Source organism: Sphingobium sp. (assembly GCF_032153725.1).
In the GTDB taxonomy this organism is placed as follows: domain Bacteria; phylum Pseudomonadota; class Alphaproteobacteria; order Sphingomonadales; family Sphingomonadaceae; genus Sphingobium.
On the sequence record NZ_JALDYQ010000023.1, the window covers coordinates 1 to 23,648 of the forward strand.

The 23,648-nt window shown below is 59.9% G+C and carries 20 protein-coding genes and 2 pseudogenes; 14 read left to right on the forward strand and 8 right to left on the reverse strand.

What is annotated here, in order from left to right; translation table 11 throughout:
• Positions 1-20: 20 nt before the first annotated feature.
• Together RUH75_RS09615 and RUH75_RS09620 are read right to left on the reverse strand one after the other, a co-directional pair.
• A complete protein-coding gene (locus RUH75_RS09615; protein ID WP_313805092.1) occupies positions 21-2,648 on the reverse strand; it encodes a TonB-dependent receptor domain-containing protein in 2,628 nt (875 codons plus the stop codon).
• Entirely contained in the window at positions 2,608-3,813 is a 1,206-nt protein-coding gene (locus tag RUH75_RS09620; protein WP_313805095.1) for an MFS transporter, read from the reverse strand. Before RUH75_RS09620 ends, RUH75_RS09615 begins: the two co-directional genes overlap by 41 nt.
• A 1,087-nt stretch (positions 3,814-4,900) precedes the next feature.
• Here RUH75_RS09620 and RUH75_RS09625 point away from each other — a divergent pair.
• Both RUH75_RS09625 and RUH75_RS09630 read left to right on the forward strand, forming a co-directional pair.
• Positions 4,901-5,887, forward strand: coding sequence for a PDR/VanB family oxidoreductase (locus RUH75_RS09625; protein ID WP_313805098.1), 987 nt, complete (start codon positions 4,901-4,903; stop codon positions 5,885-5,887).
• A gap of 63 nt (positions 5,888-5,950) precedes the next feature.
• Complete coding sequence (locus tag RUH75_RS09630; RefSeq protein ID WP_313805101.1) at positions 5,951-6,631, forward strand: TetR/AcrR family transcriptional regulator; 681 nt, start codon at positions 5,951-5,953, stop codon at positions 6,629-6,631.
• Positions 6,632-6,647: 16 nt separating this feature from the next.
• Here RUH75_RS09630 and RUH75_RS23665 read toward each other — a convergent pair.
• Positions 6,648-6,765: pseudogene (locus RUH75_RS23665) on the reverse strand (IS481 family transposase); the annotation flags it as partial.
• Between the two features lie 110 nt (positions 6,766-6,875).
• Here RUH75_RS23665 and RUH75_RS09635 point away from each other — a divergent pair.
• Both RUH75_RS09635 and RUH75_RS09640 read left to right on the forward strand, forming a co-directional pair.
• Positions 6,876-7,011, forward strand: a pseudogene (locus tag RUH75_RS09635) (IS3 family transposase); the annotation flags it as partial.
• Positions 7,012-7,418: 407 nt separating this feature from the next.
• The gene (locus RUH75_RS09640; RefSeq protein WP_313805104.1) at positions 7,419-7,829 is read left to right on the forward strand and encodes a low affinity iron permease family protein; all 411 of its coding nucleotides are present in this window, start codon (positions 7,419-7,421) and stop codon (positions 7,827-7,829) included.
• Between the two features lie 271 nt (positions 7,830-8,100).
• On the opposite strand, the gene hmpA is transcribed toward RUH75_RS09640, so the two are convergent.
• From hmpA to RUH75_RS09655, 3 genes are read right to left on the reverse strand one after another with little or no spacing between them, the layout of a single operon-like run.
• Positions 8,101-9,312: an NO-inducible flavohemoprotein gene (gene hmpA, locus RUH75_RS09645; RefSeq protein WP_313805107.1), complete on the reverse strand. Its 1,212-nt coding sequence runs from the start codon at positions 9,310-9,312 to the stop codon at positions 8,101-8,103.
• 45 nt (positions 9,313-9,357) lie between these two features.
• Positions 9,358-9,633 (reverse strand): DUF1971 domain-containing protein, encoded by a 276-nt coding sequence (locus tag RUH75_RS09650; RefSeq protein ID WP_313805110.1) that lies wholly within the window; start codon positions 9,631-9,633, stop codon positions 9,358-9,360.
• A gap of 2 nt (positions 9,634-9,635) precedes the next feature.
• Positions 9,636-10,085, reverse strand: a complete 450-nt coding sequence (locus tag RUH75_RS09655) for a group III truncated hemoglobin (RefSeq protein ID WP_313805113.1) — start codon at positions 10,083-10,085, stop codon at positions 9,636-9,638.
• A 75-nt stretch (positions 10,086-10,160) separates the two neighbouring features.
• On the opposite strand from RUH75_RS09655, the gene RUH75_RS09660 reads away from it, so the two are divergent.
• The 4 genes from RUH75_RS09660 to RUH75_RS09675 all read left to right on the forward strand — a co-directional run bounded on the left by RUH75_RS09660 (position 10,161) and on the right by RUH75_RS09675 (position 15,394).
• Complete coding sequence (locus tag RUH75_RS09660) at positions 10,161-10,607, forward strand: Rrf2 family transcriptional regulator (RefSeq protein WP_313805116.1); 447 nt, start codon at positions 10,161-10,163, stop codon at positions 10,605-10,607.
• 364 nt (positions 10,608-10,971) lie between these two features.
• The gene (locus RUH75_RS09665; protein WP_313805248.1) at positions 10,972-11,208 is read left to right on the forward strand and encodes a hypothetical protein; all 237 of its coding nucleotides are present in this window, start codon (positions 10,972-10,974) and stop codon (positions 11,206-11,208) included.
• Complete coding sequence (locus tag RUH75_RS09670; RefSeq protein WP_313805119.1) at positions 11,205-12,785, forward strand: PepSY-associated TM helix domain-containing protein; 1,581 nt, start codon at positions 11,205-11,207, stop codon at positions 12,783-12,785. The genes RUH75_RS09665 and RUH75_RS09670 overlap by 4 nt, the downstream gene beginning before the upstream one ends.
• Positions 12,786-13,252: 467 nt before the next feature.
• Positions 13,253-15,394: a TonB-dependent siderophore receptor gene (locus RUH75_RS09675; protein ID WP_313805122.1), complete on the forward strand. Its 2,142-nt coding sequence runs from the start codon at positions 13,253-13,255 to the stop codon at positions 15,392-15,394.
• 31 nt (positions 15,395-15,425) lie between these two features.
• On the opposite strand, the gene RUH75_RS09680 is transcribed toward RUH75_RS09675, so the two are convergent.
• The gene (locus RUH75_RS09680; protein ID WP_313805125.1) at positions 15,426-15,962 is read right to left on the reverse strand and encodes a hypothetical protein; all 537 of its coding nucleotides are present in this window, start codon (positions 15,960-15,962) and stop codon (positions 15,426-15,428) included.
• 150 nt (positions 15,963-16,112) lie between these two features.
• Between RUH75_RS09680 and RUH75_RS09685 the strand changes: the two genes are divergently transcribed.
• Positions 16,113-16,388, forward strand: a complete 276-nt coding sequence (locus RUH75_RS09685) for an HU family DNA-binding protein (RefSeq protein ID WP_313805128.1) — start codon at positions 16,113-16,115, stop codon at positions 16,386-16,388.
• A gap of 265 nt (positions 16,389-16,653) precedes the next feature.
• Here the strand turns inward: RUH75_RS09685 and RUH75_RS09690 are convergent, their stop codons facing one another.
• Positions 16,654-17,247: a helix-turn-helix transcriptional regulator gene (locus RUH75_RS09690; protein WP_313805130.1), complete on the reverse strand. Its 594-nt coding sequence runs from the start codon at positions 17,245-17,247 to the stop codon at positions 16,654-16,656.
• A 452-nt stretch (positions 17,248-17,699) separates the two neighbouring features.
• Here RUH75_RS09690 and RUH75_RS09695 point away from each other — a divergent pair, with 452 nt between their 5' ends.
• From RUH75_RS09695 to RUH75_RS09715, 5 genes are all read left to right on the forward strand, one after another.
• Positions 17,700-18,539, forward strand: a complete 840-nt coding sequence (locus RUH75_RS09695; RefSeq protein WP_313805133.1) for a CmcJ/NvfI family oxidoreductase — start codon at positions 17,700-17,702, stop codon at positions 18,537-18,539.
• 71 nt (positions 18,540-18,610) lie between these two features.
• Positions 18,611-20,077 carry an aldehyde dehydrogenase family protein gene (locus tag RUH75_RS09700; RefSeq protein ID WP_313805136.1) on the forward strand — a complete coding sequence of 489 codons (1,467 nt, stop codon included), beginning with the start codon at positions 18,611-18,613 and terminating at the stop codon, positions 20,075-20,077.
• Between the two features lie 64 nt (positions 20,078-20,141).
• Positions 20,142-20,939, forward strand: coding sequence for an SDR family oxidoreductase (locus tag RUH75_RS09705; RefSeq protein ID WP_313805143.1), 798 nt, complete (start codon positions 20,142-20,144; stop codon positions 20,937-20,939).
• 45 nt (positions 20,940-20,984) lie between these two features.
• Positions 20,985-23,456, forward strand: a complete 2,472-nt coding sequence (locus RUH75_RS09710) for a TonB-dependent receptor (RefSeq protein WP_313805146.1) — start codon at positions 20,985-20,987, stop codon at positions 23,454-23,456.
• Positions 23,456-23,632, forward strand: coding sequence for a hypothetical protein (locus tag RUH75_RS09715; RefSeq protein WP_313805151.1), 177 nt, complete (start codon positions 23,456-23,458; stop codon positions 23,630-23,632). Before RUH75_RS09710 ends, RUH75_RS09715 begins: the two co-directional genes overlap by 1 nt.
• Positions 23,633-23,648 lie beyond the last annotated feature (16 nt).

Below are 23,648 nucleotides of genomic sequence, written 5' to 3' on the forward strand. Positions count from 1 at the left end.
AGGCGAGGATCGGCGCGCGATCAAAATTTATATCCCACCGTCACACCATAGGTCCGCGGCGTACCGTAGGACTGGAGGGTGCAGCCGCAGATCTGGGTGTTGTCGAAGCCAATCTGGCCGTAGCGCTTGTCAAACAGGTTGCTGACATAAGCGGTCAGGCTGAGGCCGGTCGGCTGCTGAGCCCAGCTGGCGCTGAGGTTCACAAGCGTACGTCCCTTGTACCAGTTGCCCTGGAAATTGCGCAGATTGTAGTAGAAGCCCGAGGAATAGTTTCCAAGCGCGCTGAACGAGAGCTCGCCGCCAGCAATTTCCTCAGGGTAGGTATAGGCAAGCGAGGCCGTCACCTGCGTGCGCGGCGCATAAGGCGGACGGACCGTCTTGAAGACGCCGGGCGCCACCTCATAGTCCTTCACAACCGCGTGGGAGTAGGCTCCGGCGACAGTTGCTCGTAGCCCGTCTGTTACCTGCAAGCTCATGTCGGCGTCGATGCCCCATACCTTGCTGTCCTGGTTCTTAATGACGCCAGCAGCGTTGGAGAACAGGAACGCCTGAAAGTCCTGATAGTCGTAGTAGAAGCCAGAGGCGTTCAACGAGAAATCGCGGTCGCCATATTTGAACCCGGCTTCATAGGCGATCAGCGTTTCGGCCTTATAGGGCACCTGCGCGTCGGAGATGTTCACCCCGAGGGCCTTCCCGTTATAGTTGCCACCCTTTACGCCGCGATTGACGCCCGCATAGACAAGGAGATCGCTGTTCGGCCGAAATTCGATCTGCGCCTTGCCGGCCCAGAGCGTTTTCGTGCGCTCGTCAGAAAAAGGCGCCGTATAGGGAAACAAGGGCGTGTCGTAGCTCGGATGATAGGCGTCGCCACTGCGGTAGGCGTTCCCGACCGAAGCATATTCCTGATGCTCCCGGATGACGCGTCCACCCAGAATGAACTTCCACTGCTCCGACAGGGCGAGTTCGAACTGCCCGAAGCCGGATATGGACTCGGTCTTGGTCCTGCTGATCGGTCCGATAAAGACGCCGGCGGAGGTCAGGTTGAATAGCGCTGCGACGATCGAGCCGGGCGGTCCGATCAAGCCGCTTCGCGAGTCATTCCTGAGATTGAGATAGTAAGCGCCGGCCGTCCAGAGGAAGCCATCTTCATCACCGCCGCTCAACTTGAATTCCTGCGAGAAGGCCTTGGTGTCGGCATCCGCAGAAACTGCGACGAAATTCGCAGGGCCGCCATCGCCGTCCAGCACCTGGAACTTCGAATGTTTCTGATAACCGGTGATCGACGAGAAGGTGACGTCGCCAAAGTCATAGTCGATGTGCGAAGCCGCCATCCACACCGACGCGCGGTTGGTGTCCTGTCGTGCATAATCCGACGAGAGCTCGAGATCCTTCGCGCTGATGGGCACATATCCGAACCAGTCGGCACCTGGTGCGCGGGTTCCGTTGCCCGGGAACGCGAAAAGCGAATATGGTACACCGACGGTCGGCAGGTTCTGTCCGTTGGGACCGATCGCGAACCGCGTTTCCGTAGGCGAGGCATAGTCGTTTTCGACATATCCGCCGGCGGCATTATAGGTCCCGATCGTTGCCACTGAAGTATAGGGCGCGGTCGACATACGCTGCTTGGAGCCGGAAATGCCGATGCGGATCGTCAGATCGTCAGTCGGCTCCCACTTGAACTGGGCGCGGCCCGCATAAGTCTTGCCGCCGCCAAGGTCTTCGCCGCGGGGGGTGACCGGAGGACCGACCGTGCCGGGTGCGCCGGATGAAAGCCCTTCGGGATAACGGTTCTTCCAAAAATCATCGATCCGCGAATAATAGCCCGCGACGCGGAGGGCCGCATTCGATCCCAAGGGGAAATTGAGCGCGCCCTCCGCCTTCAGCTCGTTGAAGCGAGCATAAGAAAGATCGACATAACCGCCGACCGCGGAGGGATCGGGCTGCGCGATCAGTGTATGCACAAGACCGCCGGTCGCGTTGCGCCCGAAAAGCGTGCCCTGCGGGCCTTTCAGGATTTCGATGCGGTCGATGTCGAACAGCGCAAGCATGTGGCCCTGCTGAGCCGGGATATAGATGTCGTCGACATAGACCGCGACCGGAACCTCGAGCGAATCCGAGAAGGCCGACTGGGTAACTCCGCGGATCGTATATTGCTGCGTCTGGCCGCCGTAGCTGCCTGACGCGTAGACGCCCGGCGTGATCTGCGCGATGTCGGTGCTTTCCGACAAGCCCATCGCCTTTAGCGAGTCGCCCTCGAAAGCCGCGACCGAGATGCCCACATCCTGAAGGCTTTGCGCACGGCGCTGCGCGGTCACGACGATCGTACCGTCATTCGACGACTCGGCTTTTTCGGCGGCAAGTGCGCCGGTTGTTTGCGCCGATGCAGGCGCCACCAAGGCGGCGAGGGCCGCGATCGCCGTTCCAGCCAGCAGGGCCCGGGCCGGTGCCGTCCTCAGCGTCCGCTTCTGCTTTTCTTTCGAAGATGTCAAATTCATCACTAATCCCTCTCGATTATTTGCTCTGACTTGGCATTCCGTCCGGTTTTTCCGGATCTTGAGATCTTTCGAATGACGGGTGCGGCGAATGCGAATCCGTTTCCCCGGATTGCTATGCCAGCACCGGCGCGAGCGATTGGCGTGCGGGCACATGACGATTGATGATGAAGCAGCCGCACACGCCTAATATGAGTGTGGCGGCAATGACGTAGAACAAGCCGGTCGGCCCGAAGGCGCTGTCGAGGATCATCCCGCCGGCGATGATCGCCGCGAGGCCGCCGATCCTGGCGACGACAAGCGCGAGGCCGATCCCGCGACCACGGCACCCGTCGTCATAACCGCAAGCGAGCAGCCCGTTGAGCGCAGCAGCGAGGATCGAGTAAATCGCCCCCATCGCACCGATGCCGAGGTAGATGACGAACCGTAATGCGTCGCTGGGTCCCGCTTGGTGAAGTCCGACGACATTGGCCAGAAGGATCGCGTTCGCAATGCCGATCAAAAACGCCGTGATCATCAGGCGGAGTGTTCCGATCCGGCTGATGACCAGGCTCGTCACCAACGGACCGAGCAGCGCCATGACGTTGTAGGCGAGATAGCCCATGACGGCTTCGGAGAGCGGAAGACCAGCCTTTGCTAGGATCATTGGCGTCCAGGCGAAGGAATAGCCCATATAGGTGATACCGGCAAAGGCCAGAGGGGCGCCAACGTTGATGCGGCGGTTTTTCGCCGTGAACAACGGCGTTTTCGTCGGTGGTGCGTCAGGGTTTGCACCACCGCGAGCCGGCCCCATGCTCGCAACCGGAGCCGGTAAGGTCGCAAGAATGATGAGGGTCAGGAGCATCGCGGCACCGGCCGCGATGAAGCAGGCATGCCAGCCATGGCCTGGTTCGATGAGCAGCACGACGACGCTGCCGAGCATCCCGCCCGCCGGACCGCACGCTCCTGATAGAGCTCCGACTGATGCCCGTCCTTCTGGACGGAGCGCTTGCGTCATATAAACGAGCGTACTGGTTGCCGTGGCGCCGATTGCGATGCCGGTGAAAAAGCGAACGGTCGCCATCTGGATAATGTTCTGGGTGAGCGCAGTGAGCGCGGTGAGCGCTGCACATCCGAACATCGACCAGAGCAGAACCCGCCGGTGTCCGACATGATCACCAATCCACCCACCCAATGCGGCTCCCAGCGCGATCCCAACAACCGCCGAGGCAAGTGCCTGCGAAAAGGCCGAATTACTGATCTGCCACTCTTGGATGACTTTCGGGCCGACCATGCTAAGCAACTGCACGTCGAGCCCTTCGAGAATTAGGGCGATCAGCACGACTGCGATGACGAGACAGGAGCCCTTGAGCCCCTTTGAGAGAACGCCTCTCATCGCACGCGACCCAAGATCGAACGGCGGTGCCCACAGCGATGGTGCGCAATTTGTCGAAAGCCACTTCCGGTGCGTGCCAACCGATCCTCCATCCCTAAATCTTCTGCACGCCGGCTACCGGTGGCGATATGAGCTTGCGGCGGGAGCCTGTCCTGACCCATGCCGCGCAGCCTCGCATCCGGCGGCGCTTTTTTGTTGCTTGAGAGTTAACGACCGAGCGGGTGCAGCCGCAAACGCGAAAATTTTGGCCAGTCATGAATAGAAATAATCAGGGGCATTCTACTTAATTCCGTTCGGTGCTGGTCGGGGCACCCACATACACAGCCGCGCGGGCGACGCAGACACAGCCATATCGCCGTCCAGTCGCCCACCTTCATTGTTAGTCGGACCGGTCAGTGACTCACGCGAAAGGCGCAGGCGAGCACCTCCCGCGCATGAACGATATTTGCACTGCGCGGACGCCAGGCTTGAGTGCCTCGTCCCCGAACGAAATCTTCTCATTTAGGTCATGAGCAAAACTGATCGGATCATGGCAACCGCCTTTTGTGCTTTCGTTGAATACCGCGCGCAAGATCGGGGTTTATCGCCATTTTCGTCGCTCCACCTTCACTCGGCAGGTGCTCACCTGCTCCTCTTTCACGGGAGTGGCGCCAGCGATCTTTACTCGTTCACATAATATAATGCATAGTGTCATTCTCTTTAATTATTGACCTTCAACCCCTCGATGGTTTAGCGTCGGGTAAGCGCGGAATGGAGGAATTCCAGGGCGCAGCCTGGTTCCTACCGCTCCTTGAAGCACCACCTGAAAAGAGATTGGAAGGAACCGCCCAGATAGGTCGGAGAAGGATTGCCATGGCGGCGAAGCGGAAGCGTGTCCCGCTCAAGCAGAAACAAGGCAAGCGAAGTAAGCGCGTCGAACATGCCGGCACATTGGCTCGGTGCGCACCGCTCTTACCGCGTCGCGAAGGCTCGCTCCCTACTCACTGCGACATTTTGATCCCGCCTCGCGGACTAAAACCGAGGATTTTTTGCAATGGCGCTACTTGAATTGGAACCGATTGTGGAACGACAAGTCGAAGCGGATCTAGAACTTGAAGTTTCCCGCCGCTGGCTTGCCGCCGATGGCGTGGTCGCCCTCGAGCTACGCTCTGCGGAGGGTCACCTGTTGCCGGAATGGGCGCCAGGCGCGCACATTGATATTCTGCTCCCGGACGGCAGTGCGCGACAATATTCGTTGTGCGGTGATCCAGCGGACCGAATGGCTTGGCGTGTCGGCGTGCTCCGGGAAGCCGAAGGCCGCGGTGGTTCGCGCTGGCTTCACGACGATATCCGTGCAGGCGACCAGCTCAACGTCCGCGGTCCGCGCAATCATTTTAGCTTCGACGCCGCCACGGACTATCTGTTCATCGCCGGCGGCATCGGCGTGACGCCGCTCCTTCCGATGGTTGCGGCTGCGGAGGCGGCAGGCGCTTCATACCGATTCATCTACGGTGGCCGTTCGCTCAATACGATGGGTTTTCAGGATGAGCTGGCGCGGTTCGGCGACAAGGTCGAATATTGCCCGGAATCCGTGACCGGCATACTCGATCTGGATGAACTTCTGAGCACGCCGAAGCCGGGCACACTCGTCTACACCTGCGGTCCGGGCGGACTTCTCGATGCCATCGAGGCGCGGGCATCGCACTGGCCTCCAGGCAGCGTCCGTATGGAGCGCTTCAGCCCTCGGACGCCGGTGCGGCGCGAAGGGGGCGACACCGAGTTCGAGGTTGAGCTCGCCCGCAGCGGCCGGATTCTCACTGTACCGGCTGATCGTAGTCTGCTCGATATTCTCGAAGAAGCCGGCACCGACGTGGTGAGTAGCTGCGCCGAAGGAACCTGCGGCTCGTGCATCACGACCCTGCTCGCTGGCGAGGCCGATCATCGCGACTCGGTATTGACCGGCATCGAACGGGCCGCAGGCGACCAGATCGTCGTTTGCGTCTCGCGCTGCCTCGGGAAGCGCCTGACACTTGATCTTTGAGGTGGTGGAGGCCACAGGGTTGCCCGGACCGAGCCGAGACGGCCCCTGGAAAGATATAACGATATGAGCGATACCGGACCTGCGTTGCTGTACTCGGGCAAGGTCGAGCCCCCAGGGGCAAAGCGTTCGAATGGCCGCGGCCGTCCGACCCGCGAACAGAGCGAACAGCGGCACCTGGAACTGCTCGACAGGGCGCTCGACCTCTTTCTCGAACGAGGTTTTGACGGCACGTCGATCGAAGCGATCGTGGATTCGCTTCGGATGGCGAGGCGTACCGTCTATGCGCGCTACGGCGACAAGCTGACGCTCTTCAAGGCGGCGCTCCAGCGCGCAATTGACCGGCTTGTCATTTCCCACGCGACGCTGCGCATGGCCGAAACGGACAGTCTCGAAGAAACGCTACTCAACGTCACCCGTAATATTGTGGCGAACATGCGGACACCCGAGGGGCTGAGGCTGATGCGGATCGCCAATGCAGAGGCGTTCACGAAACCCGAGATCGGTGCCTATCTGTGGGAACGGACTGGGGGCGTGACCCTGATCTATCTCACCGATCTCTTCGAGCGCCGCCTCGATCCAGAACACGCATCCGACGCCGCTCTCGCCTTCTATCAGCTCATGATCGACGGCGCGTTCCGCACCTGGCTCTGGTTGCGCCCGTCCGACGATGAGATCGACCGGCAGGCCGTCTATCGCATTCGCCTGTTCATGGCGGGTATGGGTCGACCTATTTCCGATATTTGACCGGCCGATCGGCAGTCTAGGTGTTTGGTCCCGGGCTTTGATGGTGCGAATCTAATCTGAATCGGTCTGGCTCGGTTGTCCAGCATTTTGCAGATATATTCGGAGCGTGTGAGGCCGCGGAACGTCTTGAGGCGCGGCCGTAATTGAGGGCATAGCGTGGAAAGTACGCCAGACAACGCTAAGAGTCGGTTTGAACCGCGCCGTGTTTGCTGGAGGCTCCAACTTCTGAGTAAGTGGAGCCGATATGAGCAAGACGACGAACAAGTTTGCCCCCGAGGTTCGCGCACGGGCGGTGCGGATGGTGCTGGATCACGAGGCTGATCATCCTTCCCGCTGGGCAGCAATGATTTCCATTGCCGAGAAGATCGGGTGCTCGGCGCATAAGGGGAAAACCTGCCCGCCGGCACTTTGGCCAGTCGGGACACGTCAATGGGCTTCGTCACGCGCGGGGCATCGTCGAGAATCGCGGAGTCAAGCGACAGGCCCCATAGCCGGTGACAACGACAAACGGCACTGCGCGGGCGCTCATCAGCATCATGCAGCGATGGCCGATCGCGGGAAAGTCATGTTCGACCTCGAAGCCGGCAATATGGTCATCATCGGCAGGGGGGTCTTCCAGCAGACATCGAAGCTCGAGAATATCCCATTGACCGTTCCCCAGCAGAATGGGAGAGGGCGTATCCACCGGTTTTAATCAGCACGGATTTGATCGTTTCGCCGGTTCAAATGTTACTGATTGTTGCTGGTCCCATTTCTGAAGGACCAATAACAAACAGAGGGTGCCGCCATGGATCGCTTGTTCACCGCCATCGCCACTCGCATCTCCGCCGCTTCGGGGCAGCCGCTCACCTTCGCGCTCGCCTTGGCGATCATCGTCGTCTGGGGGGTTACCGGGCCGGTCTTCGGCTATTCCGACACCTGGCAGCTGATCATCAACACAGGCACGACGATCGTGACGTTCCTCATGGTCTTCCTCATCCAGAATAGCCAGAACCGCGATGCCGCAGCCATGCAGGCCAAGCTTGACGAAGTGATCCGCGCGCTCGACGCGGCACGCGAACAATTTATCGGCATCGAGCATCTGACTGCGGCGCAGGTAGAAAAGGTCCGCTCAGCGATCGAGAAGGAGGTTGGCGATGCCAAGGGCAAGGCCGGCACCGCAGACGATAGCGTTGAGCGCGTGCTCAAACGCTATTGATTCAGTATTGTCCTCTTCAGATCGACAAAGTTGGACTGTTCAACGAAGTGACCGGTCGAAACCGGGCTGGGGAAACGTGTCCACGCAGTGGCGTTATATTCGCCCGAACCGGCCCTGACGATCCTGGTGCTGCAAAAAAAGGATGATGGGAGGGGGGGACTGGCACAGCCTCCAAAAATGACATCGCCACACAGACGCACGTGGGACTTCACCGGGCAGCGGCAAAAGGCACCCGGCGGCAGGTTGACGATGTCATTGATTCAGATTCTCTTTAGGCCGCGAGCAGTTCGTCAGCCGGACCAAAGAACTCATAATGGATGCGGGTGGCGGGCACACCAGCCAGCGACAATGTGGAAACCGCGTGGCGAAGGAAGGGACGCGGTCCGCAGATATAATAATCGGCCTGCGCCACGGGCGTGTTTGCAACCAGCCATTCGTCGGTGATGATACCCGCGGCGTCGAAATCCTGGCCCTCGATTTCGTCAGCCAACGGCGTCTGATGGAAGTCCGTCACCTGAACGGCGCTCCCCTTTGCGGCCAGTGTGCGAACATGATCACGCATCGCATGGGTATCCCGATCGTGGGTGCCGTGAATATATTGGACCGGCACGTCCGCGCCATTTTTCACCAGCGATTCCAGCATGGCGACCATCGGGGTAAGCCCAACGCCGCCAGAAAGCAGGACGATGGGCCGTTCGACATGTTCGCTAAGGAAGAATTCGCCAGCAGGGGCGGCAACCTTCAGCATGGCGCCCGTCCCAACCGCATCATGCAGCCAGCGGGAAGCCATCCCCTGTGGTTCGCGCTTGACGGAGATGCGGTACGTCTCACCATTGGGAGCCGAGGAGATCGAATAGTTGCGTTTGAGCGGCGGGTGACCGGGGATTTCGAGCCAGAAGGTGAGATATTGCCCCGGCAGATGCGCCATAACTGGTCCGCCATCAGCAGGCCGCAGGATAAAGGAGTTGATCACGCTACTCTCGCGAACAACCTCCTCCACGCGGAAATCGCGCCAGCCGTTCCAGCCACCGGTCATATCCTTCTGTTCGGTATAGATACGCCCCTCGCGAGCGATAAGAATGTTGGCGAGGAACCAATAGGCTTCGCCCCAGGCCGCCAGGATTTCATCTGTCGCCGCATCCCCGAGCACCGCCTTGATCGCTCCCAGCAACGCTTCAGCCACATGAGGATAATGCTCGGGCAGGATTTGCAGGCCCACATGCTTCTGCGCGATACGTTCGACGGCGGGCGCCAGTGCGCCGAGATTATCGATGTTGTTCGCGTAGGCCAGGATCGCGCCTGTCAAGGCGCGCGGCTGTGAACCGCTGTCACCATGGTGGGACTGATTGAACAGGTCGCGGATGTCCGGATTCTGAAACATGCGCGAATACATTTCGCGCACGATGTCGAGGCCATGTGCCTCCAGAGCAGGAACGGTGGCCTTGACCAACGCGATCGTCTGTTCACTAAGCAGCTGATTCATCGGGAACTCCTTCGTTGAGCATGGGCGGCATGGCGGTTCGGCCGATCAAAGACCCGGCGCGTGATCATAGAATTCAACCTGCATCTTCATCGGACCAAGCGGCGTCACAAAATGCGGTTGTTGTGGGAGTAGGAGGCCGGGCGTATCGGGGCTCAGCACCATTTCCCAAGCCGGATCGAGATAGGTGAGCCTCACTTCGCCCTCGATGATTCGCAGCAGGCCCCACACGCCCGCCTTCGTACTGTGACGTGAGCGTAAGGCCGCGGGCAGCGTGTCCTGATCGAAGACCGGCGTAGATCGATAAGGAAGCTTCTCAGGCATGGTCACGCTGTCTCGTCAGTCGTTCGACCCAAGGAGCATCCATCTGGCTTTCGCTCCAACCGAAAGAACATCGCCAGCTGCAGGCTCTCGGCGATCCGCGCAGCCTTGGCTTGAAGGGCAGACGCGGCACCCGCTTCCAACAACTCCCCCGTCGTCCTGTTCCACAGGTCCAGCCAGCGATCGAACAAAACTGGTGTGATCCGGACCCTGTGCTTCATATGCGCGGGCACTGGCTGACCCTTATATTGGCGGCTGCCCAACATCACCGATGACCAGAAATCCGTGAGTTTGGCCAAATGGCCGGGCCAATCATCGATAGCGTCGTTGAAGACTGGCCCCAATTCGGTGTCAGCCCGCACGCGAGCGTAAAAGGCGCTCACCAGTTGTTCAAGATCTGCTTCGTCAATCCTTGTGCCCACGACTGAGGCTCCAATCATGTATATGAGATACATCTATAATGAGTGTTTGAAACATGCAAGCATGATGCATATTATGAAGGGGCCGATCGACGGCCCCACGGACCCCGTATGAAGCTAACCTTGTTCACAGACTATTCTATCCGGACGCTGCTCTACCTTGCCTCGCGCCCCGAACGGCTGTGCTCGATTGCGGAGGTGGCTCAGGCCTACCGCATCTCCCAAAATCACCTGATGAAGGTGGTCAATGATCTTGTTCGTGCCGGCTATATCGAAAGCGTGCGCGGACGCGGGGGAGGAATTCGCCTCGGAAGGCCTCCTGAAGAAATCAATATCGGCACGCTCGTCCGGCATACCGAAGAAGGTTTTGATCTTGTCGACTGTGGGAACTGTGTGATCGCCCCGGCATGCGGGATGACGGGCGTGCTCAAAGAGGCCCTGTCCGCTTTCCTGGCAGTCCTCGACCGCTACACGCTTAGCAATCTCGTAGATAAGCGCCAGGAATTTGGGCAATTGTTCGGGAGGAACTTTTCTGGTGCCGTTTCCTTCACGCCTTGAAGATCGCTGTATCACAGTCCGCTGATGAAGCAGCGGTGGTGAGGATTGCCGCTGATACAGAGCGAGGGCCAATATTCGGCGGACGGAAACTTAACATAATGATTATTATCAAACATACCATAACCGACTGAAGACCGATAAGCCCGAGTGCTTCATTCCCCATCCCTGATCAGGCGCCCAGTGTTGATTTATGAAATAGATTCTCATTAGCATTTTCCTTGCCTGCGTCGCAGCTGATTGCTAACGCTCACTGCACCCTTGCCACGTACCTTGTGGTCAGGGCGTCGGAGAATTCAGTGTGAAAAGCTGGCGAAAATGGACCCGCATCTCGTTGGCCGGACCGGGAGCGGTGCTGGTGGCGCTGATGATCATGGCGGGCATGCCGCTGTGGCTTCCAGGAGGAGCGGCCGGCGTCGACAATCTGGTGCTGCCGCTGGTTCTGATGCCGCTGATCTGGGCTGCGCTGTTCTTCCATGCCTGTCTTGATCACAGGCTTTCGCGCGTGGCTGCTGTCGCTGCTGCCCTTTTCCTTTTGCACGCAGCTCTGGTCGCGCACAAATTTTTGATCCAGAGGACAGACACGGGGGAACAGCGCTCATGATCCACCTGAAAAAGGAGGAAACGAAGCTGATGGTCGCCGTCCATGGCTGGTCGGGGATCGGGCTGGGATTGCTGCTCTACGCGGTCATCTTCACCGGCATGGCGGCTGTTTTCGCTGAGGAGATCGGCATCTGGTCGGCTGGCCATGTCGAAACGCGCTCGGCCTTCGAGCGGCCGATGGACAGCAGCATCCGCCGTCTTGCCGCGCAAACGCCCGCCAAATATCATGAGGGCGTCGATATTTTCGAGATTGGCGATCATGATCTGGGCGCCTTTTTTCATCGGCACGAAACCGATCCGGACGGCACTTTGGTCAGTCGCGGCATCTATTACCAACTCGACAAAAAGGGCGATGTTGCCAAGGCGCTGCACGGAACCGGCGAGGAAGTGTTCGGGCCACGCAACGACGATGCACTGAGCAATTTTCTGGTCGACACCCATGTCCGCCTGCACGTGCCCAATCCGTGGGGCCTGCTGTTGACCGGCATAGTGGGGCTGGCGATGTTGGTCGCGGCCATTTCGGGCCTGCTGATCCATCGCCATCTGTTCAGGGACATCTTCACCCTGCGGCAGCGCGCCAACCCCGTGCTGGTGGACCGCGATCGGCACAGCGTGGCCGGAACCTGGAGCCTGCCCTTCGCCTTCGTCCTGGCGTTCACGGGCAGTTTCTTCTCCTTCTTCGGGACGATCGGCGTGCCGATTGTGGCGATGGCGGCTTTTGGCGGCGACGTGCAGGCGTTCAACAACGCAGTCTTCGGTAATCCGGGGCGGCCCGACCCCCGCCCCGCCGCCATCGGCAATATGGACCGGATCGCTGCTGATGCCATTCGCCGGACGGGCGAGATCCCGACCTTTATCACCATCGAGAATTTCGGTCGGGCTGACGCGAAGGTCACGAGCTTCCATCCCCCAAAAGCTGGAGACATCGAGCCTGTGGCCCTGTTGTATGACGGCGCACAGGCAATGTTCCTGCGCACCAAGCCGTCGATCGGCACGCAACCATCAGCGGGCGGAACACTGGCCGCCATCATGGCGCCCATGCATTTCGGCAATTTCGCGGGCATGCTGTCCAAGGCTGTCTGGTTCGCGCTGGGATTCGCCATGTGCTATGTCACCTTCACCGGCCTGCGGCTGTGGCTCGCGCGGCGGGAGGATATGCGCTCGCTCGAATGGCTGGATCGCACCGTGATGGTGGTGAGTTTCGGCCTACCCTTTGCGCTGGCGGTCGCGGCCGCCGCCTTCCTCATCACAATGCCACTGGGATCGGCGACATATTGGACCCCCGCCGCTTTCCTGATCGCGTCCGGCATGGCCGTAGCGGGCGGCGGACTCGCGCGCTCGGCAGCGATGCTGGGTCGGGTCCTGCAACAGGGCACCGGGCTGGTCATGGCTGTTTTGCCCCCACTTCGCTGGATCACTGGCGGACCGGGCTGGGGCCGTGCCATTGAGGCCGGTCAGCCAGTCATCGCTGCTCTTGATCTTGCATTCCTGCTGGCGGGAATAGGGATGATCTGGCGGGCGGCGGCTTCGCCCCAAAGACCGTTGCCGATTGCTGCTCGCCCGGTCGCTGCGGCATGACCACATTGCTGACCTTGATTGCAACCAGCATATCGGCATTGGCTCTTATGGCCCTATGTGTGGGCGATCCCAAGCGGAACCGTGCCGCGGGCGCGCGGCGTGGAAGTCAGACAAAGCGGATGCGACAGCTGCTGTCCGGCGCAGCCTGCGTCCCGGGGATCATATGCGCTCTGACGGGGGATGCGGCGGCTTTCCTCATCTGGCTGGGCGGCTGCGGTGTGATTGGCTGGTCGATAGCAATCTGGTTCCGCCACAGCCGACAGGCAGGTTGATACCGGCCACAATGGGGGCGCGCCGATCCCGGGATGAGGAGTCACGGCTCCGTTTGAAATATCGATATACGCCAATAATCACAGGAAGATAGTCTCCTCACAGATAGACACCGTCCCCATAAAAAATAGGCTGAGAGGATATTGCAATTAATTAGCAATAACGATAGTAGGCCAGCACTTTTTGGGGAGGTCCATATGAAAAATCGCTTTTGCCTGGTAAGCCTGTCAGCACCTGCGATGGCGGTGGCAACCACAGCCTATGCGGCAGATGGCAGTGGCGCGACGGCGCACCCGGATATCGTCGTCACCGGCAGCAACCTTGCCGAAGCCATTGCTGCCGGTAAATCGGACGTCCCGTTGATCGAAACGCCTCAGGCCATATCGGTCGTTGCCGCCAATGACATCGAGGCCCGCGGCGTCACGCGGCTCTCCGAAGCCCTGCGCACGGTCGCCGGCGTCTCCCGCAGCACCACCTACGGCTTTTACGATGCCTATACGATCCGCGGCTTCGACGCCGCTTATGGCAGCGTCTACCTCGACGGGCTGGTCAATGAAGCAGGCGTCGGCTTCAATCAGGAGCTGTCCGCTGTCGAGCAGATCGAAGTGGTCAAAGGCCCTGCCTCCATGCTCTTCGGCCAGGCGCCGCTCGGCGGCCTTATCAACCTTGTCAGCAAGCGGCCGCGCGATGATGCCTTCCTCAAGGTCACCGCGTCAGCCGGTTCGTGGAATCTTGTCGAGAGCACGGTCGATGCCAACGCGCCGCTCAACAGCGGCGGAACCCTGCTCGGCCGTTTGACCGCCACCTATCGCGATGCTGACAGTTTCGTGCGCAATGCCGGAATCAACCGTATCTTCGTTGCGCCAGCCATTAGCTGGCGGCCCGGTCCCGACACGACCCTGACCCTGCTGGGCCGCTATCAGCGCGACCATGACAACCCGATTTCGCCAGTCCCCTCCTATGGCACGGTCCTGCCCGGACTGCTCGACATCCCCGAAGATTTCGCCATCAACAATAGTGGCAGCCAACGCGTCATCAACAATCGCGACCGCGTCCAGATCGGCTATATTTTCGATCATCGCTTCAGCGAAACGGTCAGTTATTCCCAGACGCTGCGCTACACCCGCCGCAAGGAATATTGGAACCGCTGGATGTTCGCGGCGGGGTTCATCGACAGTGACGGCGATTATACGGATCAGCCGACCGACACGATCGGCCGTTATTACTACGGCCCCTATCGAGCGACGGACAAGGACTTCGCGGTCGACAGTCGGTTAAAGGGCAAGTTCGGGACCGGCGGCATCATGCATGAATGGCTGGCAGGCGTCGACTATCGCCAGAACAGGAACAGCTATGACAGCGCGGGTGACTATGATCCCACCCATTTCCCGCTGAGCATCGCCAACCCTGACTATAATGCCCTGTACGACATCTCTGCCGTCCGGGGTGCGCCAAGCGGCAGCAAGTCCCATCAGACCGGCATCTATGTCCAGGACCATCTCAAATTCGGCAATCTCGTCACACTGACGCTGGGCGGGCGCTATGACTGGGCGGAAGCCTCAGGGCAGAAGGACGACGCCTTCAGCCCTCGGGTCGGCGCGACGGTGAAGCTCGCGCCCGGCATCAATGCCTATGCCAGCTGGTCCAGATCCTTTCTACCTCAGCTCTACAGCCAGCAAGTGGTCGGCTTCGACGCCGACGGCAATCCGATCGGCGGCCCGGTTCCACCAGAGCGCGGCAAGAATATCGAACTGGGCTTCAAGTTCGCGCCCGATGGCACAACGCTCAGCGGCAGTCTCGCAATCTATCAGCTGACCCGCCAGAACGTCGCGACGGCGGACCCGATCTACCTCGACTTTTCGGTTGTGTCCGGCGAACAACGCGCGCGCGGTCTTGAGGCAGAGCTTCAGTGGGAGCCGATCAACGGCCTCAGTCTCAATCTGGCCTATACCTACGTGGATGCGGAGGTGACAAAGGACAATTTCTTCACCGTCGGTACGCCCCTGTCCAACATACCCAGGCATAATTTCGGTGCGTTCGCCCAATATGAAGTGCGGGAGGGACCCTTGACCGGCCTGGGCACGACATTCGGCATCAGCTACAACAGCAAGCGAAACGGTGACATCTACTCGACAAAGCCGGATGGGTCCGTGCTGCTCTGGCTGCCAGAATATATGCTGGCCGACGCCGGCCTTTCCTACAGGCGCAGTGGCTGGGGCGCTCAATTGACCGTCGCCAACATCTTCGACAAGCGTTACTGGCCCGACACCGGCGGTATCGACCGCGTGACGCCCGGCAATCCACGGAACTGGCGGCTGACATTTTCGCGCGAATTTTGATCGTCATCGGCGAGTTCGTTCAAACATCGTTTCAAACCCGAGCCAAAGCGCGCTTCACCTCCGGCATGATGGTGTAGACGGCCTCACGCTGCGCGCCCCGGTTCGGATGATCGACGCGGAAGCCCTGATAATGGCGCCGAAGAACGCCCGCCCGCACAAGATCCGATACCGCGCGACTCACATTGGTGCGTCCCGAACGCAGGATTCGCGACCGAATTTCTTCCTCCATTCGACGTTGGACGCCGGATGGGTCCTCCTCCGGCGACTGCCCCTCCATGGCCAGCTCCGCGCGCACCGCCTCCACCATGGCCAATCGACGGCAATCTCGCCGGGCCAAGGGAGCAAGCGCCTGACAGAGCCAGTCCCGAACCGGAACCCGGCCCCCCTTGTCGCAAACATAGGGGCCCAGGCTGCCATTATTGCCCGCCTCTTTCGCAATCAGGTTCAGCACCATGAAGGCATAGCGCGGTCGCCTCGATACCCGCGATATCCGCTCGACCAGATCCGGCAGATCGACGGACTCTGCGAAGGCTTGGGGCTGCTCAAAAAGATCGGCTTGGTAGAACATATCAGGAATCTAGCACAAGCTGACTCCATGTGAATCCCCTTCCGACCGCCGGCGACACAAAAATCACAGATGTCACTTTACCTTGCAGAAACTCTTTGTCCCGGCCCGCAAAGCCGATATGACTTGGCCTCCCAATAGGAGAGATGCGATATGAACAATAGCATATTGGCTGAAACGCTGGCCGCCGAGCATGGCCTGACCAAGACCGATGCCCGCAAATATGTCGATAGCGTCTTTGCCGCGATCACTTCTGCGGCGGCCGATGGCAATGAGATTTCGCTGAACGGCTTCGGCAAGTTCAAGATCAAGGACCAGCCCGCGCGTGAGGGCCGCAATCCGGCCAATGGCGAAACCATTCAGATCGCCGCGTCGAAAAAGCTGACCTTCAATCCCGCCAAGGCCGTCAAGGATCAGCTTAACGGCTGAGATCCTCCGGGGCGCCGCTACAGCGCAAGTCAGCGGCGCCTTTGGAAAATCACCCGTGTCACTTTATCGCCAGTAGTCGGGTAAAGTGACACATATGTCACTCATGTGAAGATCACGAAGCTGCGGTCCCGGTTCCAGACCGCCAGAGCGTTGTTGGGGAAAATCAATTAACGGGCCATGCTCGGGTCGATCCGACCATATATCCTTCAAGCGAGCCTTGGAGCGGCGCGGTCAGCAGCCCGTCAGGTCGCATTTCCCAGCGACATCAGGCCCTTGAAAACATAAGAGACAGTAAGGCGGACCGATTATGGACGCCCAGTTTCCTGTAAATCCGCCTCAAATGGTTTTCCACGGTGTAATCCGGGATGGATAGCTCATGCGCGATCTGCTTGTTCAAAAGTCCGGATTTGACGAGAGAAACGATCGCTGAGTCCCTCTCGCTCAAACGATACCGATCGACAAGGCCGTTCAAGGCATCGACAGTTGAAATTTCGTTCCCCTGATCCAGAGCGCCTATCGCGACACTCATCAATCGGGATGCTGCGCAGTCGAGCACGCCACCCATTTCATCGGCTACGGTCGCTATGCTGGCGTCCGACGGACGATAATCGCCGTGCAGCGCGCCGACCAGGAAAACGTCCGAAGTGATCGGCTTGATGATCGCGCCGCCCACGCCGATCTTGTATCGTGACAGAAATGCCCAATATTCGGATGCGCACATGTCTTCCCGCACCTCGCAATCATTGGACTCGACCACAAGCCACCCCTTTTCACCAACGCGCCGCCGCACGACTTCCTGCGACAAAAAGGGATCATGCGTGAAAATTCCGGCCGCAGAATAATCCTGAAGCGCGGCCATGGGTATGCCATGGGCATAGAGACGGTGAAGGCTGGGCGCAGTCCTGGTCCTGTCGCACAGGAAAACGACTGCGCTCTGGGACCGTGTCTGCCTTATCGAATGGGCAAGCAGGTTAGACGCCTGCTGATCCAAAACCACCCTGACGTTCACCGGACCCACTCTCTGCCAAGAGCCGAAATTTCCTGAAAGAACAGCGAAAAAGACATCATCGTAAACCAGCGCAAAATTCGGCGCCTCGATTGTAGATCATGACAATCGGCTGCGCAAGCACGTCCGGGTTTACGGATTTCCGTATTTTGAAGCCGGATCAGCAGGCGATAAATCCCTGGCTGCTTCCGCATCCTTCGCCGCGCGGAAAGATAAGGAACCGGCCTCCTTCGCAGGCGGAACGAAAGACGGCTGAAATCGACGACGCCCACATGCCTATCGCATGCGCGTCAGGAGAGGAAAAAATGGTGCTGGTTGAACCTTCGACACAAAATGCGGGCAAGCTCCGGTCCGTTCCGACGACCATCAACTATCTCGCCCGCAATTGCCCTGAACCCTATGTCAACAATGGCGACTTTTCAAAAAACCGCCTGCCGCTCGAAAAGGTCGAGGTCAACATCCTCGACGCCGACGCTTTCCCGACTCCGCCAACGCTGGAGATCGAAGGCTTTTGCAGCGTTCCGCACAAGATCGACCTGCCCGATCTGGCGGATTCCCGGGAAGCCGCCGCTTCCTATCGCGAAAGCCTGCTCCCTCTCCTCAAGGCAATGACCGGCGCCGACGAACTTGTCATGGCGCAGTTCTGCGTGGTCCGCCGGCAGGAATTGACGGCCATCGAAAAGGACATCGAAAAGACCGTCGGGGCGGATTTCGTCCATTGGGACGTCACGGATATCGGCATAGAGCAAGTGACGGACTATTTCTACGCGCGTCCGTCCCGCCCCGGCATGCGGCGCATGGCGCTCTACAATATATGGAAGCTGCTCTCGGTCGGGCCGACCAACCTGCCGCTGGCAGTGTGCGATGCGCGGTCGGTCCGTCCGGAGGACATCACGGCGGGCCCGGCCTATTTCCCCAGCGTGGACGGGGATGTCGACACGGGTTTCTTTCACCCCAACGACCATTTCCGCTGGGCCTATTTCTCGAAGCTGACGAGCAACGACGTGTTGATATTCAAGCAATATGACACGGACCCCACCCAACCCAAAATGGTTCCCCACAGTGCGTTCAACGACCCCTCCTGCCCGCCTGGAGCGGCGCCGCGTATCAGCATTGAGAGCCGCTGCATGGCCTATTGGTACTGAACGAGCAGCTGGACGACGCCCCTCAGCGCTCCGTCCGCTGCGATCCAAGCCGGTTAAACGAGAGATTTTCCATGAACAGCTATAGCAAGACCTTCCTCCCCGAGATCAAACACCGTCAGTTGCTGATCAACGGTCAGTGGCGCGACGCATCGGATGGTCCCTTGATGGACACATATGATCCGGCGACCGGCGCCGTGATCTCGTCGGTCGCGCAGGCGACGGCCCAGGACGTCGATCGCGCCGTCCTGGCCGCCCGGGCCGCGCTGGAGACGGGCCCGTGGGGCAAGATGGCCGCGGCCGATCGCGGCAGGCTGCTCTATCGGCTGGCCGATCTGATCGAGCGCGACATCGAATATATCGCCGCGCTCGACGCCTATAACAGCGGCAAACTGCTGATCGACGCACGCGACGAAGCGGGCCTTGTCGTCAATTCCCTGCGCTATTACGCCGGTTGGACCGACAAGATCGAAGGCCGGACCATTCCCGCGCGCGGTGATATTTTCGCCTATACGGTCAAGCAACCCGTCGGGGTCGTGGGCCAGATCATCCCCTGGAATTTCCCCCTGCTGATGCTGGCATGGAAATGGGGTCCCGCGCTTGCGGCCGGCAACACGATCGTCATGAAGCCCGCCGAGCAAACGCCCCTTTCGGCGCTTTATCTTGGCCAGCTCGCTCTGGAGGCCGGATTTCCGGACGGGGTGATCAATCTCGTCAACGGCCCCGGTGAGATCGTGGGCGATGCGATCGTCACTCATCCCGGCATCGACAAGCTTGCCTTCACCGGTTCGGGCGCGACGGCCCGGATCATCCAGAAGCGCGCGGCGGACACGCTGAAGCGCTGCACCTTCGAACTGGGCGGCAAAAGCCCTATCGTGGTCTTTGCCGATGCCGATCTCGATCAGGCCGTGGAAGGGGCGTTCTCCGCCAATTTCTGGCACGCCGGACAGTGCTGCTCGGCCGGAACGCGCATTTATGTGCATGATGAGGTCCGACCGGAATTTGTCAGCAGACTTGCCGCGAAGGTGGCGAAACGCCGCCTGGGCCATCAGCTCGACACGGACGTGACGCAGGGACCGCAAATCTCGCAAGAGCAAAGCGACAAGATATTCGGTTATCTGGAGGCCGGACAGCGCGAGGGCGCGCGCCTTGTCACGGGCGGGGCGCGCCACGGAAATGAGGGATATTTCATCCAGCCGACGATCTTCGACGATGTGACGGACAATATGTCCATCGCGCGGGAGGAGATTTTCGGCCCGGTCGCCAGCGTGTTGGGCTTCACCGATACCGGGACGGTCGTCGATCGCGCCAATGACACGAATTTCGGTCTGGCCGCGGCAGTCTTCACCAAGGATATCGATCGCGCCAACCGTTTCGTCCAGAAGGTCAAGGCAGGTTTCGTCTGGGTGAACTGCTATTTCGTCCTCGACGCCAGCCTTCCGTTCGGTGGCTTCAAGCAGTCCGGTTATGGACGCGACAATGGCGAAGCCGCGCTCGAACAATATAGCGAACTCAAGACGGTGGTTGTCGCGCGCAGCTGAACGAAAAATGATCCGCCCGCCGTTCCCGGCGGATCATCGATTAAGACAAAGATGAGAAAAAATAATGACTTCGAAAAAGGGAAGCGCGAACTGGCATTATGATGACAAGGTCGCCCTTGTCGTCGGCGCCAGTTCGGGCATCGGCCTCGCAATTGCCGAAAGGCTCCTGGCATCAGGCGCCCGGGTAGCGGTGGTAGGCCGGCGAACAAGTGAGCTGGAGGCCTTTCAGGCACGGTCACCGGAAAGGGCCGTCGCCATCACGGCCGATGTCACCGACGCGGATCAGGTCGCCCGGATGGTGCAACATACGGTCGAGGCCTTCGGGCGGCTCGACGTCGCCTTCAATGTGGCGGCCAATTTGCGGCTGGGCCAGATTGTCGATCTTTCGGAAGCGGACTGGGATGCGGTGCAGGACGGCGTCCTGCGCAGCGCCTTCATCTGCGTGAAGCATCAGGCCGGCCAGATGATCCGGCAGGGGGTGGGCGGCGCGATCGTCAATGTCACGTCGGTCAGCGCCCATATACCGGGACGAGGCGCGGCAGCCTATTCATCGGCCAAGGCGGGACTTGAAATGCTCACCAGGACGGCAGCGCTTGAACTTGCCGAACATTCCATCCGGGTGAACGCCCTGTCGCCCGGTCTGGTGAACACGCCCCTGACCGAGCCGGTGCTGGCCCAACCGGGCGTTCTGGACATCTACCGGCAGCGGATCGCGCAGGACAGGGCCGCCGATCCTTTCGAAATGACGGGACCTGCCTTGTTCCTGGGCAGCGACGAAGCGTCCTATGTGACCGGCTCGATCCTGGTCGCCGACGGCGGCTGGAGCCAGACCGGCTATCCGGATTTCCGGCAACTGGCCTGATCGACTGCCCGCCGGGCGTTACGAACAAATTGGGAGGATGAGAAAATGCGCAAATTCATGAACAGGGAATATAAGCGGGGGGACGTGCACCGGACGCGTGGCGGATATGCACGCTATCTGAAGCTGGCGATGGTTTCGACCGCCCTGCCCCTGACCTGGCAGCCGGCCGTCGGCCAGACCGCGCAGGACAATGCGGCATCGGGCGATATCGTCGTCACGGCGCAACGCCGCGAACAGAGTTTGCAGGATGTCGGGATCGCCGTCGCTGCCTTCAGCGCCGATACGCTGAAGGAAATGGGGCTTTCGAAGAGCACCGACATCGCGCAATTGACGCCGGGTATCTATGTGTCGGGCAGCTATGGCGGCCAGACACAACAGTTCACCATCCGTGGCGTGACGCAATCGGACTTCAGCGATTTTCTCGAAGCGCCCGTGGCCGTCTACATCGACGACGTCTATGTCCCCACCCAACAGGGTCAGACGCTGGCGCTGTTCGACATCCAGCGCGTGGAGGTCCTCAAGGGACCCCAGGGCACCTTGTTCGGACGCAACGCGACCGGGGGTCTGGTCAACACCCTCGTCGTTCAACCGAAAACCGATGCGGTAGGTGGCTCCTTCGATCTGACCTATTCGCGCTTCAACGACATCAAGACGGAAGCGGCTGTCAATCTTCCGCTCTCCGCCAAGGCGGCGGTTCGGGTTTCCGGTTACTATAATACCGTCGACAATTACTGGAAGAACATCTATCCGGCGGGCGCAGTAGCAGGCGCACCGCTGAGCTATGGACCCGCCGGGGCCAGCCCAACCCCGTGCTGCCAGGACCTCGGCGGCGGCCGTACCTATGCGGGCCGCGCGCAATTGCTGCTGGAACCCACGGACGATCTGAAGATCAGGCTGAGTTTGTCCGGCGCGAAGCAGAGCCTGTCATCGGCCCCTTACACTTCGGTGGCGACGATCGGCACCTATGATGATCAGGGCCGCCTAGTCCAGGTCGATCGCGCTTCGCCGACCGAAACCCGTCTTGCCATTGGGCCGGGCGGCGGCAATTATGCCGACTATTCCGTCATCCCCTTTGCGTCCTTCGCCTTTCCCGGCAACGGCACGCGCGCGCCGGGCGCGAACTGGTTCGGATATGTCCCCGTCGATCCCAAGGATCTGAACCTGTCCGTGGATTATGCGCGGCGCAGGTTGAACACCGCATCGGTCTGGACGGGGTCCGCCCATATCGACTATTCGCTGGGTGACGTCGACATCGCTTCGATCACCGCTTACCAACGGCACAACAAGCAGTTCTTCCTGGACGGCGACGGTTCGCCGGTCAACTTCGTCGCAGTACCAACCCGCGCCCGCACCAGCGCCTTTTCGCAGGAAGTGCGCGCCAGCGGGGGTGACAAGGGGTTCCGCTGGACGGCAGGCGTCTATTATCTGGACAGCCTGACCAACTCGGAAGGTGGCCTGCTCGGCGCCCGTGGGTCAGTTGTCGCAGCGCTGTTCGGTCAGGCGGCAGACGGAATCGACATCGTGCCCATTGCCCGGTTGCATACGAAGTCGATTTCGGGCTTTGGACAGGCTGAAATTGGCTTGGCCGACAAATGGACGCTGATCCTGGGCGGCCGCGTCATTCGCGAACATCAGAATTACGACATCACGATGAATGTCTACGCCAATGTCGATGATTACACGATCGATACCGGCGTCTTCCTGTTCCCCTATGCCGCACCGTACAGCAACGAGCGGACGAAAACCCTGTGGGCCGGCAAGGCGCAGTTGGAATATCGGCCTGTCAACAAGCTGTTGCTCTATGCTGGCGTCAATCGCGGCGTGAAGGGCGGCAACTATAATTTCCCCGGACCGGGCACTCCCCTCACGTCCGCGCAGATGTCCTATAAGCCCGAAGTCCTGACCAATTACGAAGGCGGGTTCAAATATGGCGACCGGCTCTTCTCGCTGAACGGGACCGGCTTCTATTATGACTATAAGGACTATCAGGCTTTCCTGTTCTCGAACGCATCGGGCTTCGTGCAGAATGTGAACAGCAAGGTCTATGGTTTCGACCTCGACGCAGGGTTCCAGATAACCGACGCGTTGCGGGCGACGCTGGGCGCATCCTATTCGCATGGCGCGATCAAGGATTTCGAAGTCGCGCCGGGTATCTTCCGGACCGTTCGTCCTACCTACGCGCCCAGAAAACAGGCCAGCGCAGCCCTGAACTATGTGGTTCCGTCGGACGTTGCCGGTGGCCGCCTGTCCTTCAACGCACAGGCCAATTACGCCTCCGGCTTCTATCACAACCTGCGCAACTTCGATGGCGACTGGTTCAAGGGGCGGACGCTGGTCAATCTGAGCGTCAATTGGAATCAGGAACCTGAAGGACTGCGCCTGACCGCTTTCCTCAACAATGCGTTCGACAAGCGCTATGGTCAGATCGGGTTCGACAATGTCGCGATCTGCGGTTGCAACCTGGAATCCTACGGCACGCAGCGGACCTATGGCATGACGCTGGGCTATCGCTTCTGATGACCTTTGACAGCCCATGGAAGATCGCCGACGGTCAAATCTTCCATGGGCCAATTCCTGCAATCAACCCGTTGTTTTCGCTGACTGGATCGACTGAAAATGCATTCGACAATGGTTCTCAAGGACAAGCGCCCGCTGCAATCCCATGCAACGCTTCCGCCTGGTTGCGGGCATGATGGGAAAGGTTCGCGC

Excerpts from the sequence above, each read along its gene's own strand:
- hmpA (WP_313805107.1), bottom strand. The coding sequence starts at position 9,312 with ATGAATCAGCTGCTTAGTGAACAGACGATCGCGTTGGTCAAGGCCACC.
- RUH75_RS09680 (WP_313805125.1), bottom strand. The coding sequence starts at position 15,962 with ATGTTCTACCAAGCCGATCTTTTTGAGCAGCCCCAAGCCTTCGCAGAG.
- RUH75_RS09650 (WP_313805110.1), bottom strand. The coding sequence starts at position 9,633 with ATGCCTGAGAAGCTTCCTTATCGATCTACGCCGGTCTTCGATCAGGAC.
- RUH75_RS09700 (WP_313805136.1), top strand. The coding sequence starts at position 18,611 with ATGAACAGCTATAGCAAGACCTTCCTCCCCGAGATCAAACACCGTCAG.
- RUH75_RS09675 (WP_313805122.1), top strand. The coding sequence starts at position 13,253 with ATGAAAAATCGCTTTTGCCTGGTAAGCCTGTCAGCACCTGCGATGGCG.
- RUH75_RS09665 (WP_313805248.1), top strand. The coding sequence starts at position 10,972 with ATGATCATGGCGGGCATGCCGCTGTGGCTTCCAGGAGGAGCGGCCGGC.
- RUH75_RS09715 (WP_313805151.1), top strand. The coding sequence starts at position 23,456 with ATGACCTTTGACAGCCCATGGAAGATCGCCGACGGTCAAATCTTCCAT.
- RUH75_RS09615 (WP_313805092.1), bottom strand. The coding sequence starts at position 2,648 with ATGTGCCCGCACGCCAATCGCTCGCGCCGGTGCTGGCATAGCAATCCG.
- RUH75_RS09710 (WP_313805146.1), top strand. The coding sequence starts at position 20,985 with ATGCGCAAATTCATGAACAGGGAATATAAGCGGGGGGACGTGCACCGG.
- RUH75_RS09690 (WP_313805130.1), bottom strand. The coding sequence starts at position 17,247 with ATGGCCGCGCTTCAGGATTATTCTGCGGCCGGAATTTTCACGCATGAT.
- RUH75_RS09660 (WP_313805116.1), top strand. The coding sequence starts at position 10,161 with ATGAAGCTAACCTTGTTCACAGACTATTCTATCCGGACGCTGCTCTAC.
- RUH75_RS09655 (WP_313805113.1), bottom strand. The coding sequence starts at position 10,085 with ATGTATCTCATATACATGATTGGAGCCTCAGTCGTGGGCACAAGGATT.
- RUH75_RS09705 (WP_313805143.1), top strand. The coding sequence starts at position 20,142 with ATGACTTCGAAAAAGGGAAGCGCGAACTGGCATTATGATGACAAGGTC.
- RUH75_RS09695 (WP_313805133.1), top strand. The coding sequence starts at position 17,700 with ATGGTGCTGGTTGAACCTTCGACACAAAATGCGGGCAAGCTCCGGTCC.
- RUH75_RS09670 (WP_313805119.1), top strand. The coding sequence starts at position 11,205 with ATGATCCACCTGAAAAAGGAGGAAACGAAGCTGATGGTCGCCGTCCAT.
- RUH75_RS09625 (WP_313805098.1), top strand. The coding sequence starts at position 4,901 with ATGGCGCTACTTGAATTGGAACCGATTGTGGAACGACAAGTCGAAGCG.
- RUH75_RS09640 (WP_313805104.1), top strand. The coding sequence starts at position 7,419 with ATGGATCGCTTGTTCACCGCCATCGCCACTCGCATCTCCGCCGCTTCG.
- RUH75_RS09685 (WP_313805128.1), top strand. The coding sequence starts at position 16,113 with ATGAACAATAGCATATTGGCTGAAACGCTGGCCGCCGAGCATGGCCTG.
- RUH75_RS09630 (WP_313805101.1), top strand. The coding sequence starts at position 5,951 with ATGAGCGATACCGGACCTGCGTTGCTGTACTCGGGCAAGGTCGAGCCC.